General features: G+C 52.0%; 12 protein-coding genes and 3 tRNA genes. 11 read left to right on the top strand and 4 right to left on the bottom strand.

Going from position 1 to position 14,383, the window contains the following annotated elements; translation table 11 throughout:
- Window positions 1-13 precede the first annotated feature (13 nt).
- The 4 genes from ychF to FCN78_RS03910 all read left to right on the top strand — a co-directional run bounded on the left by ychF (window position 14) and on the right by FCN78_RS03910 (window position 1,681).
- On the top strand, window positions 14-1,105 hold the full coding sequence (gene ychF / locus FCN78_RS15825) for a redox-regulated ATPase YchF (protein WP_069361086.1): 1,092 nt from the start codon (window positions 14-16) through the stop codon (window positions 1,103-1,105).
- 270 nt (window positions 1,106-1,375) lie between these two features.
- A tRNA-Met gene (locus FCN78_RS03920) sits at window positions 1,376-1,452 on the top strand.
- Between the two features lie 50 nt (window positions 1,453-1,502).
- Window positions 1,503-1,589, top strand: a tRNA-Leu gene (locus FCN78_RS03915).
- 17 nt (window positions 1,590-1,606) lie between these two features.
- Window positions 1,607-1,681, top strand: a tRNA-Gln gene (locus tag FCN78_RS03910).
- Between the two features lie 61 nt (window positions 1,682-1,742).
- Here FCN78_RS03910 and FCN78_RS03905 read toward each other — a convergent pair.
- Window positions 1,743-2,354, bottom strand: coding sequence for an HAD family hydrolase (locus FCN78_RS03905; RefSeq protein WP_077658813.1), 612 nt, complete (start codon window positions 2,352-2,354; stop codon window positions 1,743-1,745).
- A 27-nt stretch (window positions 2,355-2,381) separates the two neighbouring features.
- Entirely contained in the window at window positions 2,382-3,542 is a 1,161-nt protein-coding gene (locus FCN78_RS03900) for a 2-octaprenyl-3-methyl-6-methoxy-1,4-benzoquinol hydroxylase (protein WP_077658812.1), read from the bottom strand.
- A gap of 283 nt (window positions 3,543-3,825) precedes the next feature.
- Between FCN78_RS03900 and miaB the strand changes: the two genes are divergently transcribed.
- From miaB to FCN78_RS03870, 6 genes are all read left to right on the top strand, one after another.
- Entirely contained in the window at window positions 3,826-5,250 is a 1,425-nt protein-coding gene (gene miaB / locus FCN78_RS03895) for a tRNA (N6-isopentenyl adenosine(37)-C2)-methylthiotransferase MiaB (RefSeq protein ID WP_046073700.1), read from the top strand.
- A gap of 54 nt (window positions 5,251-5,304) precedes the next feature.
- Complete coding sequence (locus tag FCN78_RS03890) at window positions 5,305-6,390, top strand: PhoH family protein (RefSeq protein WP_167483326.1); 1,086 nt, start codon at window positions 5,305-5,307, stop codon at window positions 6,388-6,390.
- Complete coding sequence (gene ybeY / locus FCN78_RS03885; protein ID WP_077456919.1) at window positions 6,387-6,857, top strand: rRNA maturation RNase YbeY; 471 nt, start codon at window positions 6,387-6,389, stop codon at window positions 6,855-6,857. The genes FCN78_RS03890 and ybeY overlap by 4 nt, the downstream gene beginning before the upstream one ends.
- Window positions 6,858-6,875: 18 nt before the next feature.
- Window positions 6,876-7,748 (top strand): CNNM family magnesium/cobalt transport protein CorC, encoded by an 873-nt coding sequence (corC, locus tag FCN78_RS03880; RefSeq protein ID WP_069361092.1) that lies wholly within the window; start codon window positions 6,876-6,878, stop codon window positions 7,746-7,748.
- Window positions 7,735-9,300 carry an apolipoprotein N-acyltransferase gene (gene lnt / locus FCN78_RS03875; protein ID WP_077658811.1) on the top strand — a complete coding sequence of 522 codons (1,566 nt, stop codon included), beginning with the start codon at window positions 7,735-7,737 and terminating at the stop codon, window positions 9,298-9,300. Before corC ends, lnt begins: the two co-directional genes overlap by 14 nt.
- A 73-nt stretch (window positions 9,301-9,373) precedes the next feature.
- Entirely contained in the window at window positions 9,374-9,952 is a 579-nt protein-coding gene (locus FCN78_RS03870; RefSeq protein WP_069361094.1) for a lipid-binding SYLF domain-containing protein, read from the top strand.
- Between the two features lie 96 nt (window positions 9,953-10,048).
- Here the strand turns inward: FCN78_RS03870 and FCN78_RS03865 are convergent, their stop codons facing one another.
- Entirely contained in the window at window positions 10,049-11,209 is a 1,161-nt protein-coding gene (locus tag FCN78_RS03865; protein ID WP_077658810.1) for a DUF2066 domain-containing protein, read from the bottom strand.
- A gap of 260 nt (window positions 11,210-11,469) precedes the next feature.
- Here FCN78_RS03865 and FCN78_RS03860 point away from each other — a divergent pair, with 260 nt between their 5' ends.
- Window positions 11,470-12,720, top strand: coding sequence for a uracil-xanthine permease family protein (locus FCN78_RS03860; RefSeq protein WP_077456927.1), 1,251 nt, complete (start codon window positions 11,470-11,472; stop codon window positions 12,718-12,720).
- Window positions 12,721-12,792: 72 nt separating this feature from the next.
- Here FCN78_RS03860 and gltX read toward each other — a convergent pair whose 3' ends face one another.
- The gene (gene gltX, locus FCN78_RS03855; RefSeq protein WP_077658809.1) at window positions 12,793-14,217 is read right to left on the bottom strand and encodes a glutamate--tRNA ligase; all 1,425 of its coding nucleotides are present in this window, start codon (window positions 14,215-14,217) and stop codon (window positions 12,793-12,795) included.
- Window positions 14,218-14,383: the final 166 nt, after the last annotated feature.

Below are 14,383 nucleotides of genomic sequence, written 5' to 3'. Positions count from 1 at the left end.
GGGTTACCATCTCATGGGTTTTAAATGTGGCATCGTGGGCCTACCAAACGTAGGTAAATCCACACTATTTAACGCACTGACCAAAGCGGGCATTGACGCCGCTAACTTTCCATTTTGTACCATCGAGCCAAACACGGGCGTGGTGCCTGTGCCTGACTTACGCTTGGATGCGTTAGCCAAGATTGTGAACCCACAAAAAGTGCTACCGACCACCATGGAGTTTGTCGATATCGCCGGTTTGGTCGCGGGTGCATCACGCGGTGAGGGCCTGGGTAACAAATTCCTGGCCAACATCCGTGAAACCGACGCCATTGGCCATGTGGTGCGCTGTTTTGAGAATGACAATATTGTTCATGTGTCGGGCAAAGTCGATCCTGCTGATGACATTGCCGTGATTAACACCGAACTGGCGCTCGCCGACCTAGAAAGCTGTGAGCGCGCGATGCAGCGCAACGCTAAAAAAGCCAAAGGCGGCGACAAAGACGCCAAGTTTGAGCTGACGGTATTGGAAAAACTGCTGCCTGTACTAGAAGAAGGCAACATGTTGCGCTCGGTCGAGTTGAGCAAAGAAGAAGAAGCGGCGGTGCAATACCTCAACTTCTTGACGCTCAAGCCCACCATGTACATTGCCAACGTCAACGACGATGGCTTTGAAAACAACCCGTACTTGGACCAAGTCCGCGACATCGCCGCTAAAGAAGGCGCGACCGTGGTGGCTGTGTGTGCGGAAATTGAAGGCGAAATTGCCGAGCTGGACGCCGAAGAAGCGGCCGCGTTCTTAGATGAAATGGGTCTAGAAGAGCCGGGCCTAAACCGCGTCATTCGCGCCGGTTACGAGCTGCTAACCTTGCATACCTATTTCACCGCAGGGGTGAAAGAAGTGCGTGCTTGGACGGTGCCGATCGGCTCTACCGCGCCACAAGCGGCAGGTAAAATCCACACCGACTTTGAAAAAGGCTTTATCCGCGCCGAAGTGGTTGGCTATGATGATTACATTGCTAACAATGGCGAAAGCGGTGCCAAAGATGCCGGTAAGTGGCGTCTGGAAGGCAAAGAGTACATTGTTAAAGACGGCGATGTCATTCACTTCCGTTTCAACGTTTAACGCGCAAGCGTTAAGCCCCTCTGGGTGTGTTGTCGAGACCCCACCCTATTGATTTTGAGCCAGCCTGCGGGCTGGCTTTTTTTTATTTGAATCGCGCTAACCACAGGCTAAGCGTAAGCCTTGGGCGCATATTGTTGGCAAAACCAGCACAAACTGGTGAATAATGCAGCCAACGAGATGAAAATAATAAAAAAATGGCCAGCCATACTTGACGCTCTAGCTCTCGATCCGCATAATCCGTTCCGTCTTAAGGCTTTCGCCTTACAGCGTGGCTACGTAGCTCAGTTGGTTAGAGCACATCACTCATAATGATGGGGTCACAGGTTCGAATCCCGTCGTAGCCACCATTTATTTTTGTAATTTGGCAGCGTTTTTATTGCCGAGTTACCCACCTTTTGCGGAGGTGGCGGAATTGGTAGACGCGCTAGCTTCAGGTGCTAGTGTCCGAAAGGACGTGAGGGTTCAAGTCCCTCTCTCCGCACCAAGTTAGGCAACGCCTACTGGGGTATCGCCAAGCGGTAAGGCAACGGGTTTTGATCTCGTCATTCCCAGGTTCGAATCCTGGTACCCCAGCCATATTAAAAAGCCCACATCATGTGGGCTTTTTTGCGTTTAGCGTTCATGTTTACCGCATCCGTTAAATCACAATCCCCAGCTTGGCGAGTTCGGCGCGACCTTGCTGTGCATCGGTAAAGGGGATGCCCGCCATGCCCAGCGCTTTCGCGCCTTCGACGTTCGCGACTTTGTCATCCAAAAACACGCAAGAAGCTGGGTCGAGATGGTAATCATCCAACAAGCGTTGATAGATGGCGGGCTCGGGTTTCAAACAGCCCACTTCCGCTGACACAATCGCACCATCAAACAGTGACCAAAACGTATAGCGCTGTTTTAAGAACGCCACGATTTCGCGCACATTATCGGTTAACGAATAAACCCCGTATCCGGCCTCTTTGGCCGAGCGAAGCAAATCAACACTGCCGTAAAGACAAATCTGAGTCTGTTTGATGTAATAAAACAGCGCCTCAAGCTGCGCGGGGCTTAGCGCCGTGTCATCGGCAAAACGCTGCTTGGCTTGCGCCTCGGTGAGCGTGCCACGATTCAGCGCTTGCCAGGTATCGCTCTGGAAGATTTGATTGGCATGCGCGTCGGCATCCGCCGCGTCCCCTAAGGTTAAACGGATAATTTCTTCTGGTGACCAACGCACGATCACATTGCCAATATCAAAAATAATGTTCTGGTAGTTAGCCATATCACGTCCTTGTTCTTGTCACCAAGACTAAAGCCCTAGAGCATACTTCAACACCTGCGTTTTCACCGGGCCACTGTGTTCAGCCAGTTTAAACACCGCATTACGTGCTAGTTTTAAAGGCGTCACTTGGTTACTGAACGCGGTATAAAACACATCCATTCCGGTTTGCATCATCATGTTATCCGTACGGCGTGCTTTTTCGTATACCTTTAACGTTGACTCCGCTTGCCATTCTGCGCCCGCATCGGCACAGGCATCCAGCAGTGCAGCGACGTCTTTAAAGCCTAAGTTCACCCCTTGCCCTGCCAGCGGGTTAATGGTGTGGGCGGCATCACCAATCACTACGACCCCATTACGATGGTACTGCTGAGCATGACGACGTGTCAGTGGAAACGCGCCCCAGTTGATTGGGGTGACGTCGCCCACTTGTGGTGGGAAATGGCTCACTATCTCGGCTTTAAGCTGTTCGGCATTAAGCTGACACAAGTGTTGAATTCTCGCTGGGCTGTCATACCACACTAGCGAGGCATTGTGGCCACAAAGCGGCAACAGCGAGCGTGGTCCGGAGGGGAAAAACTGCTGCCAGGTAATGTCTTGTTGGGGCGCAGCGGTTTCGACATGGATGAGCATGCAATGCTGACGATAATCCCAGCTAGTGAGACCGATTTTCGCGTAGTCTCGCACTTTGGAGTGGGCACCATCCGCGCCGATAAGCCAAGGGGCACTCAGGGTGTCACCACTCTCTAATTGGACTTGATGCAGCTCGCCCGCCTGCATCATACCCGTGATCGAGGCCGGTGAGACGAGGTGCAAATTGTCAAAACGAGCAAACTGTTGCCACAGACCAAGTTGAATCAAGCGGTTCTCGACCATATATCCTAATTGTGGCAAGTCGAGTTGGTCAGCACTGAAACACACACGGCTGTCTTCCGCTTCCCAAGTTTCTAGGCGGCGATACGGGCAAACACGCATGGCTTCAACACTGGCCCACGCACCGAGATCCTTGAGCAAGCTCACCGATGCCTGAGAAATCGCCGAAACGCGCAAATCCATCGGTTGTGAAGGTTCAAAAGGCTCAGGGGGCTGGCGCTCAATTAACGCCACCTGGCGACCTTGGCGAGCAAGCCCAAGTGCCGCCGCGGCGCCAACCATGCCACCGCCGACTATAATAACTTCAAATTGATTCATGACCGTCTCTTTGTGCCGTTGATGCAAGCATTCTACTGAAGGTAAACGAGAATTCGATATCAATCCGATCAAAGTGAGGGCGAATTCGCTTTTCCGAGCGGGCCTTTGTCGCGGCCGCTCAAACGTTTAGCCAGATCGACATGATTTCTCCGAACCTGTGATCTGGTCAGCGATATTGGAAAGCAGTACAATACGCGGCTTGCCAAGCTGATTGACTGATTAAAAACCATACAGCTTGAAAGGGTAATGTCGTCCATAAGATTAACAATGAGCGTGAAGTTACATGGCTAAGAAACTGCTGATCAAAACCTGGGGTTGCCAAATGAATGAGTATGACTCATCCAAAATGGCAGATCTGCTCAATTCTGCCGGTGGCTATGAGCTGACCGAACAACCAGAAGACGCAGACGTTCTCCTTCTCAATACTTGCTCGATTCGAGAAAAGGCACAAGAAAAGGTATTCCATCAACTCGGGCGTTGGAAAACCCTCAAAGACAAAAACCCAGAGCTGGTGATCGGCGTCGGTGGCTGTGTGGCAACTCAAGAAGGCGACCATATTCGTGAGCGTGCGCCTTATGTGGATGTGATTTTTGGCCCACAGACCTTGCACCGCCTGCCAGAGATGATCAAGCAGTCACGCTCGGATCATGCGCCAGTGATGGACATTACGTTCCCAGAGATCGAAAAATTCGATCGTCTGCCTGAGCCTCGTGCAGAAGGGCCGACCGCCTTCGTCTCAATTATGGAAGGCTGCTCAAAATACTGTACGTTCTGCGTGGTCCCTTACACCCGTGGCGAAGAAGTCAGCCGCCCGCTGGATGACGTATTGTTCGAAATTGCACAGCTGGCTGAACAAGGTGTGCGTGAAGTGAACCTGTTGGGACAAAACGTAAACGCCTACCGCGGCGACACTCACGACGGTGATGTGTGCACGTTTGCAGAGTTGCTGCGTTATGTCGCGGCCATTGACGGTATTGACCGTATCCGTTACACCACCAGCCATCCGGTGGAATTTACCGATGATATCATTGAGGTGTATCGTGATACCCCTGAGGTTGCAAGTTTCTTGCACCTGCCGGTACAAAGCGGCTCAGATCGGATTTTGACCATGATGAAACGCCCGCACACGGCGATTGAGTACAAATCAAAAATCCGTAAATTGCGTCAGGCGCGTCCGGATATCACCATCAGCTCTGACTTTATCGTGGGCTTCCCGGGGGAAACCGAGCAAGATTTTGAAGCGACCATGAAATTGATTAAAGATGTCGATTTCGATATGAGCTTTAGCTTTGTTTACTCGTCTCGTCCAGGCACGCCGGCTGCAGATATGCCAGACGATACCCCAGAGCAAGTGAAAAAAGAGCGTTTATACCGCTTGCAACAACAAGTGAACAGCCAAGCCATGCGCTATTCACGCATGATGCTGGATACCGAACAACGTATCTTGGTTGAAGGCCCATCACGCAAAAATCTGATGGAGTTGCGTGGTCGTACCGAGAACAACCGAGTGGTCAACTTTGAAGGCTCTGTCGATTTGATTGGCCAATTTGTTGACGTCAAAATAACTGAAGTGATGCCAAACTCGCTGCGCGGCGAGCTGGTTCGTACCGAAAAAGATATGGACTTGCGTGTCGCCGTCTCGCCAACCGAAATCATGGCGAAGACGCGCAACGAAAACGAGCTTGGTGTTGGTGTTTTCACGCCATAACGCGTTCATCAATTCAACGGCGCCGGGTAACCGGCGCCGAAAGCGAGGATAATCTTGTCTAAAATCATCTCTCTTGACCTGAACCTAGAACCTGCCGACAACACCCGTCTTGCCAACTTATGTGGCCCGTTTGACGATAATATCAAACAGCTTGAGCGTCGCTTGGGTGTGGAAATTAGCCACCGCCATAATGCATTTACTGTGATGGGCAAACCCCATACAGCCAATGCCGCGGTCGATATTTTAAAGCGCTTATACGTCGACACCGCCCCTGTGCGTGGTAGCTCGCCAGACATTGAGCCCGAAGCGATTCATTTGGCGATCAAAGAGTCGGGCGTGTTGGAGCAAAACACCGAGTCGAGCATTCCTTACGGTAAAGAAATCAACATCAAGACCAAAAAAGGGGTGATCAAACCGCGTACGCCCAACCAAGCGCAGTACATCGCCAACATGGTCAATCATGACATCACCTTTGGTATCGGCCCAGCGGGGACGGGGAAAACCTACCTTGCTGTCTCGGCGGCGGTGGATGCGCTTGAGCGTCAAGAGATCCGTCGTATCCTCCTGACGCGTCCTGCGGTTGAAGCCGGTGAAAAGCTGGGCTTTTTGCCCGGTGACTTGAGCCAAAAGGTCGACCCCTACTTACGTCCCCTTTACGATGCGCTCTTTGAAATGCTCGGCTTTGAACGGGTCGAGAAATTGATCGATCGTAACGTGATCGAGGTGGCACCTCTTGCTTATATGCGTGGCCGAACCTTGAACGATGCCTTTATTATCTTGGATGAGAGCCAGAACACCACGGTCGAGCAGATGAAGATGTTCTTGACGCGGATTGGCTTTAATTCACGGGCCGTGATCACCGGTGACGTGACCCAGGTCGACTTACCGCGCAATGCGCGCTCAGGCCTGCGCCATGCGATTGAGGTACTCGCGGACGTGAACGAAATTAGCTTCCACTTTTTCCAAGCAGATGATGTCGTCCGCCACCATGTGGTCACCCGCATTGTTCAAGCCTACGATAAGTGGGAAGCGGAAGACGCCAAAGCGCGAAAAGAAGCCGAGGCACGTCGTCGAGAAGCGCGTGAAGCCCAGCAAGTGGCTGCGCAGCCTGCCACCACTGACTCACAGGATCCGTCATGAGCTACTATGTCGATGTGCAAATTGCCTGTGAAAGCGAACAAGGCTTGCCCAGTGACGATCAGCTCCAAGCTTGGTTTGAGCAGGCGGTGCGCACCGCTCGGCCCCAAGCGGAAGTGACGATACGTATCGTCGATGAAGGCGAGAGCCAAAGCCTCAATCGCGATTATCGCGGCAAAGATAAACCCACAAATGTGTTATCTTTTCCGTTTGATGCCCCTCCTGGGGTGGAGATTGATTTACTCGGTGATTTGGTCGTGTGTCGCCAAGTTGTTGAACAAGAAGCACAACAACAAGGCAAAGCACTGATGGATCATTGGGCACATATGGTTGTCCATGGTAGCTTACACTTACTGGGTTACGACCATATTGAGGATGATGAAGCCGAGCAAATGGAGGCGCTGGAGCGAGAGCTTCTCGCCGCTATGGGGGTCAGTGACCCTTATGCTAACGACTTCATCGAGCGTTAACCAACTGAATGAAATTGAATGAACGACGATAATTCGCAAAACTCAGACGGTCCGAGTAGGAAGACCTTCTTCGAGCGGCTGGGTCAGTTTTTCCAAGCTGACCCAAAAGACAGACAAGAACTGGTGGACTTGTTTCGAGACTCAGAGCAAAACGCCCTGATCGATCATGACACTCGGGACATGCTGGAAGGTGTAATGCAAATCTCTGACATGCGTGTGAGAGATATCATGATACCCCGTTCGCAGATGGTAATCGTTGAACGATCGCAGTCATTGGAAGCGATCATTAATATTATTATTGATGCCCAACACTCTCGTTATCCTGTGATCAGTGATGACAAAGACCATGTTGAAGGCATTTTGCTTGCGAAAGATTTGTTGCGCTACCTGCGCCCAGATGCCGAAGACTTTGACATCGAAAAAGTGTTACGCCCCGTTGTGGTGGTACCTGAGAGTAAACGCGTGGATCGTTTGCTCAAAGAGTTCCAAGAAGAGCGCTATCACATGGCGATTGTCATTGACGAGTTTGGGGGCGTGTCAGGGGTTGTGACCATTGAAGACATTCTCGAAGAGATCGTCGGTGAGATCGAAGACGAGTACGATGACGAAGACGAGCAGGAAATTCGCCAGCTCAGCCGTCATACCTTCTCGGTCAAAGCCCTGACGACCCTGGAAGACTTTAATGAGCATTTCGGTGCTCAATTCCAAGACGATGTGGTAGACACCATCGGTGGTCTGGTGATGACCAGCTTTGGTCATCTCCCTGATCGCGGTGAAGAAGTCGACATTGGTGATTATCACTTTAAAGTGACGGCCGCCGATAGTCGTCGTATCATTCAGCTACAAGTCACTATCCCAGACAGTAGCGAAGTTAACAGTGAAAACGCCTAACCGTTTATACCAAAGCGGGCAGTCATTACTGGCTGCCGCTTTTGGTGCCTCCGCCACCCTCGCTTTTTCTCCCTTCTCGTACTGGCCATTGATGCTGGTTGCCTTGTGGGGCTTATTCACCCTGCTACAAAACGCCTCGCCCAAGCGCAGTGCGTGGTTGGGATTTTGCTGGGGACTCGGCCAATTTACCACCGGCGTTAGCTGGGTTTACGTCAGCATCGATCATTTTGGTGGCATGCCTGCCATCGCCGGCTTGTCGTTGATGGCACTGCTGATTGCTTATCTCTCCCTCTACCCGGCGTTATTTAGCGCATTGGTCAACAAGCTGTCCATTCGTCAGCCCGGTATCAAGTGGTTAATCCTCGCCCCCGCCTTATGGCTGGTGATTGATTGGCTTCGAGGCTGGGTGTTTACCGGCTTTCCTTGGTTATGGCCTGGCTACAGCCAAATCGACAGCCCACTGGCTGGCATTGCTCCTGTGCTCGGGGTACAGGGGATCACACTCGTGTTGGTCGTACTGGCAGGCCTGCTCGCACTCATCACGCCTCGCTGGGGTCACTGGCAAGGACAAGCACGTTATGGTGCGGTCGCCGCGGGATTAGGGCTGGTCGCGGTCAGCTATGGCCTCGGCAGCATTAACTGGGTAACAAAAACCGACCAACAACAGCAAATTTCGTTAATTCAAGGCAATGTGCCGCAAGCGCTGAAATGGCGTTCTGATCAACGCTGGCCGACGCTGATGAAATACTTGGATTTAACCCGCCAGCATTGGGACAGTGATGTCATTATTTGGCCAGAGGCCGCCGTTCCCGCTCTAGAACGCGAACTGCCCCGTTTTTTCTCCCAGCTTGATCAAGCCGCCAAGCATAATCAAACCACGGTGATCACTGGCGCGCTCGACCAAAATGAGCAGGGCGCGTACTTTAACAATGTACTGGCACTGGGCGCAGGGACGCCAGCGTATCGCTATCCGGCCCCCACCCAATACAGCAAGCATCACTTGCTACCGTTTGGCGAGTTTGTGCCCTTTGAGGGGCTATTACGCCCGCTCGCGCCGCTGTTTAACCTGCCAATGTCATCATTTTCACCAGGTGAGCCGGTTCAGCCCGCCCTGCCCGCCAACGGCTGGGACTACATTACCGCGCTTTGCTATGAAATAGCCTTTCCCGCGCAAATCCGCGACAACTTGAACGCGGACAGCGACGCAATTATTACGCTATCGAATGATGCGTGGTTTGGTCGCTCAATTGGCCCTTGGCAACACCTTGAAATTGCTCGAATGCGCGCACTTGAATTTGGCCTACCAGTGATACGGGCCACCAACAACGGTGTCACGGCCTTGGTGGATGAGCACGGCAAGCTTGAAGCGACGCTGCCTCAGTTTGAAACCCAGGTGCTGACCACGCAGATAACCGGGACAGAAGGCATCACGCCTTACCGCCAATGGGGCAATACGCCGCTGTGGCTTTGGGTCATGATCAGTGGCTGTTTGGGCGTAATGGTTTGGCGCCGCGATACCCGTAAACCAAGTAAAATCTCAACAAACCTCTGACATTGCCAGCAAGAGACTGACGTAACCTGATTGTGCTTTTGGTCATTTAGATTAACGCCATAAGGAGATAACCATGTTACGTCGTTCTCATCGCTGGTTTGCATTGGTCATTGTCGCACTGACGGCATTGACCGGTTGCGCGACCAGCTCGCAGCAAGACCAGGTGCGTCAAGCCAACCTCGCACGCGAACAATTTAAGCAGTACCCACAAACCCAACCTTTTTTTGATAACGCCTACGGCTATGCCGTCTTTCCTTCTGTCGGCAAAGGGGGTTTTTGGGTAGGTGGTGCCTATGGTAAGGGCGTCGTTTATCGTCAAGATGCGCCGGTCAGTGCCGCGGCGCTCAAACAGGTATCGGTCGGGCTGACCTTTGGTGGCCAAGCGTTCAGTGAAATTGTTTTCTTTAAAGACAAACCAGCGTATGACCGCTTTATGCAAGGGCAAGTGGAACTCGGCGCGCAAGCGTCTGCCACCGCATTGACCGAGGGGGCATCGGCGCAAACCGGTACCTCTGGCACCTCAGCCTCCGCCAGTAACCGTCAGTCGAAAGCCTATTACGTCAATGGCCTGACTGTCTTTACCCATGCAAAGGGAGGACTGATGGTAGAAGCCGCCCTCGCCGGTCAACAATTTACTCCTACCAACTGGTAGTCACTGACGCGTACAGAGCGTAAAACGCCTTATCTGCGCATCAAAAAGGCTAGCCGTATTGGCTAGCCTTTTTAGCGTGGCGTTGCCAGTACATTGTTACGGCTGCCAAACAAACCACAGACGCTTTTCCGCCGACGGTTGTGGCTCGGGAACAAGATCGCTCTCCCCCTGTTCGACCGCCTGATCACCTTGTTCCAGCTCAACAGCCGGCTGCGCGGTATTTGCCGACTCGCTGGCGGTTGGCGATGTCCTTGCCGTATAAGCCTCTTGCTCCTGCATGGTCATCAACCGCACTTCTCGGTTGGCGGTTAGCTCTTTAATCAGAGCTTGCTGTGACGCGGCCAACTGCGCATCGAATACCAGGGTGTGATCATTAAGCTTGCGTAAATGTACACTTTGTACCGCATTCAAGTTTGCCAGTGTTTTCTCGAGTGCGACGTAATCATCTCCGCTCTCAATGCCGCCAATCGCAATAACCACAGACGCACTGTCTTCGTCTTGATCCAGGATGACGCCGGTTTGCTGCGCGTAATAGTCGGCCAATGAATGAATCATTGCGCTGGCATCGCTTGCCTGGCCGCGCGTTTGATTGGTTTGCATTTGGTTTGCTTCAGGAAAAAGCTGCCAGCGAATCCCCTGGTCGGTCAGTTTGGCAATCACGATACCGTCTGGTTGGTAACGCTCACTGGCCTGTTCAACGGGCTGAATAAACCCGCCCCACAAATCACTGCTCGAAATCGCCATCAGGTCATCAAAATCGCCCACAGGAATAAGCACAGGCAACCCACGTAATGCCGCCGCTTGGCGCAGCTCATCTATCACTGGGCGCTCACTTTGCTCCCAAATAATTTGCCGTTCAAGGCCGCGGTCATCCACCAGCCACACCAGCACCGACGGGCGCGGACTTCCCCACAATGGGAGCCCCGCTTGACGCAATATTTCACGCACCTGCTGGCTATCAAACCCAACTTCTAACGTGCGCTGCGTCGCGCCATCCGCTCCTTGCTCATGTTCACCATAACCGAGCTGGGTGATTAGGCTATCTACCTCTTGCAGCGCTTGTTTAACCGCTGGGTTGTCAGACAAGTTCCGCTGACCGGACACCTTGGTCAGAACGGCACTTAACCCTTGTTTTTTTGCCGCTTGTTGGGAGGTTTGCGCGCCATTATCAAGCGGAACGCTGGCGTGATAAAGGTCGTTTGCCAGCGCGCTAGGCAACCATATACAGGCAATGAAGGCCAACACAAATCGATTCATAGTCTTTCCACATGGATAAATGGGAGTCCAGCGATCATAAGCTGACAACTCTAGGTTCAGCAATCCTCATTTGTAAAAAAGATAGGGCAAACGCGATATAGTGATAGGTGCCACTGTAAAACGGTCTATTTCACGATTCCCTCCTATCAATGAAATCCGTTACATCATTTATTTGCTATCGGTCTCACATTTAAAAACATGACAGGAATCACAGAAACGCTTTGTGCTAGCATTGCGCGATTTTTTTTGGAGGTGAGATCATGATGCAAGTTTTACAAGGGGCACAAATGCTGTTCGTCGCATTTGGAGCCTTGGTGTTAGTCCCGCTTTTAACCGGGCTTGACCCAAACGTCGCACTTTTTGGTGCCGGAATAGGCACCCTAATCTTTCAAGTTATTACCCGCCGCTCTGTTCCTATTTTTCTCGCCTCTTCTTTTGCTTTTATTGCTCCCATTCTGTACGGCGTTAACAATTTCGGTATTCCCGCCACCATGGGTGGACTAATGGCTGCCGGGGTTATCTACCTCATCATGGGGGGCATTATTCGCGTGAAAGGCGTAGACATTATTCACAAATTGCTTCCTCCCGTGGTGGTAGGCCCTGTGATTATGGTGATTGGGCTTGGTTTGGCCCCTACCGCCGTCAATATGGCGCTGGGTAAAAGTGGCGACGGCAGTGAGCAACTCATCGCCGGTGATATCGCTATCTGGATTTCCCTGCTTTCATTACTGACCACCATTGCGGTCAGTGTCTTTGCCAAGGGCTTTTTCAAATTGGTCCCCATTATGGCCGGTATTGCGGTTGGCTATGTGGCCAGCCTGGTGATGGGCATTGTCGACTTTACCCAGGTAGCCAATGCCAGCTGGTTGATGATGCCTGCCTTTACCTTGCCAGAATTTAACATCAACGCCATTTTATTTATGATCCCCGTGGCCATTGCGCCCGCGGTGGAGCATGTGGGCGATATGCTGGCAATTTCCAATGTCACCCGTAAAGACTACCTGAAAAAGCCCGGTTTGCACCGCACCATGGCAGGTGACGGCGCGGCGACGATCGCTGCATCCATGTTTGGTGCTCCGCCCAATACCACTTACAGTGAAGTCACCGGCGCGGTGATGCTCACCAAAGCATTTAATCCGAAAATAATGACCTACGCGGCGATCACCGCCATTGTGCTGGCGTTTGTGGGTAAACTGGGAGCCCTACTACTGACCATTCCTTTGCCGGTGATGGGCGGCATTATGATCCTACTGTTTGGCTCTATCGCTACCGTGGGTCTGAATACTTTGATTCGCAATCAAGTAGATCTTCACGACTCGCGCAACCTCGCGATTGTCGGCGTCACCTTGGTCTTTGGGATTGGCGGGATGGCCTTTGGCATTGGCGATTTCAGCTTACAAGGCATCAGCTTGTGTGGCTTGGTCGCCATCGTGCTTAACTGGGTGCTGCCTCGTCAAATGGGCGAGAACCACATCGTTGATAGCGCACAGATGGAAGAAGAGTCGCATTAAGACAGGCGATGACACACTTAAAAAGGGCGCCGCAGCGCCCTTTTTTGATTGTGCCGCGGTTTGGCGACTTTTTTAACTTTGTGCGGCTCGAGCTTCAACCACTTTGATGGCTTGATCGATACGCGCCACCACACGGTCTTTACCAATCAGGTGCATCACCGCATCCACCGAGGGTGATTGACCACCACCAGTGACTGCAACACGCAATGGCATACCAACTTTACCCATACCAACATCGAGATCGGCACAGGTATCCGCGATCACGGCTTTTAGAGCATCCACTGTCCACTCATCCAACGCTTCAATCTTGCCTTTGGCTACTTGCAATGGCTCAAGCGCGACTGGACGCAGGTGTTTCTTGGCGGCGGTTGCCTCAATCTCATCAAAGTCTTGATAGAAGTAACGGCTTTGCTCGGCCAACTCCACTAGGGTGTCACAACGCTCACCCACCAGCTGGATCACGTCAGTCAGAGCCGGCCCTGTGGACGCATCAATACCCTGTTGATCCAGGTGCCACTGCAAGTGTGACGCGACCTCAGCCGGATCACCATTTTTGATGTAATGGTTGTTCAGCCAACGCAATTTTTCCGTATTAAAGGCAGAGGCTGACTTACTGATCGCTTCTAGGGAGAAGAAATCAATCATCTCCTCCATCGAGAAGATTTCTTGGTCGCCGTGAGACCAGCCCAGACGCACTAAATAATTACGCAGTGCTTGTGGCAAGAAACCTTGATCGCGGTATTGCATGACGCTCACTGCACCATGACGTTTAGACAGCTTGGCACCATCGTCACCGAGGATCATCGAGCAATGGGCAAACTCAGGGACAGGCGCACCCAGCGCTTCATAAATATTAATCTGACGCGGGGTGTTGTTAATGTGGTCTTCGCCACGCACCACTTGGGTGATCCCCATATCCCAATCATCAACCACCACACAGAAGTTGTAGGTTGGGCTGCCGTCGGTACGGCGGATGATCAAGTCATCAAGCTCGCTGTTCGCAATTTCAATCCGACCGCGGATCTTATCATCAAACACCACCTTGCCGTCTTTGGGGTTACGGAAACGAATGACGTGTGGGTCGTCAGCGTTTGCTTGGCTGTTGGCCGCCATCACTTTAGGATGATTGGCATCGTAACGTGCTTTCAAGCCATTCGCTTTTTGCTCTTCACGAATTTCTTCTAGCAGCTCTTTGGGGGCATAACACTTGTAGGCTTTGTCTTCTGCCAACAGCTGATCAACAAGCTCGTTATAGCGATCAAAGCGTTTCGTTTGGTAGTACGGCCCTTCATCCCAATCAAGGCCCAGCCACTTCATGCCTTCTAGAATGGCATCAATGGCTTCTTGGGTTGAACGTTCGATATCTGTATCTTCAATACGCAACACAAATTGACCACCTTGGCTGCGTGCTGCTAGCCAAGAGTAAAGTGCGGTACGCGCGCCACCAACATGCAAAAAGCCGGTTGGGCTGGGGGCAAAGCGGGTTTTAATCGTCATTAGGATCCCTATCCCAGTGCTGAGAATAATATGTAACGGTTAGTTTACCAGTACAGGTAAATTCCACAATCCGGCCATGCTCAGACACGGAACATGGCCATGTAAACTATTGCACCTGTGCGCGATGATTCGCTCGAGTCGCTCGCACACAGCGTGATGGATAAAG

Source organism: Salinivibrio kushneri (assembly GCF_005280275.1).
GTDB lineage: Bacteria > Pseudomonadota > Gammaproteobacteria > Enterobacterales > Vibrionaceae > Salinivibrio > Salinivibrio kushneri.
This window is presented reverse-complemented; position numbering and strand designations above follow the sequence as displayed.

Excerpts from the sequence above, each read along its gene's own strand:
- corC (WP_069361092.1), top strand. The coding sequence starts at position 6,876 with ATGAACGACGATAATTCGCAAAACTCAGACGGTCCGAGTAGGAAGACC.
- ybeY (WP_077456919.1), top strand. The coding sequence starts at position 6,387 with ATGAGCTACTATGTCGATGTGCAAATTGCCTGTGAAAGCGAACAAGGC.
- FCN78_RS03865 (WP_077658810.1), bottom strand. The coding sequence starts at position 11,209 with ATGAATCGATTTGTGTTGGCCTTCATTGCCTGTATATGGTTGCCTAGC.
- FCN78_RS03900 (WP_077658812.1), bottom strand. The coding sequence starts at position 3,542 with ATGAATCAATTTGAAGTTATTATAGTCGGCGGTGGCATGGTTGGCGCC.
- miaB (WP_046073700.1), top strand. The coding sequence starts at position 3,826 with ATGGCTAAGAAACTGCTGATCAAAACCTGGGGTTGCCAAATGAATGAG.
- ychF (WP_069361086.1), top strand. The coding sequence starts at position 14 with ATGGGTTTTAAATGTGGCATCGTGGGCCTACCAAACGTAGGTAAATCC.
- FCN78_RS03860 (WP_077456927.1), top strand. The coding sequence starts at position 11,470 with ATGATGCAAGTTTTACAAGGGGCACAAATGCTGTTCGTCGCATTTGGA.
- gltX (WP_077658809.1), bottom strand. The coding sequence starts at position 14,217 with ATGACGATTAAAACCCGCTTTGCCCCCAGCCCAACCGGCTTTTTGCAT.
- FCN78_RS03870 (WP_069361094.1), top strand. The coding sequence starts at position 9,374 with ATGTTACGTCGTTCTCATCGCTGGTTTGCATTGGTCATTGTCGCACTG.
- FCN78_RS03905 (WP_077658813.1), bottom strand. The coding sequence starts at position 2,354 with ATGGCTAACTACCAGAACATTATTTTTGATATTGGCAATGTGATCGTG.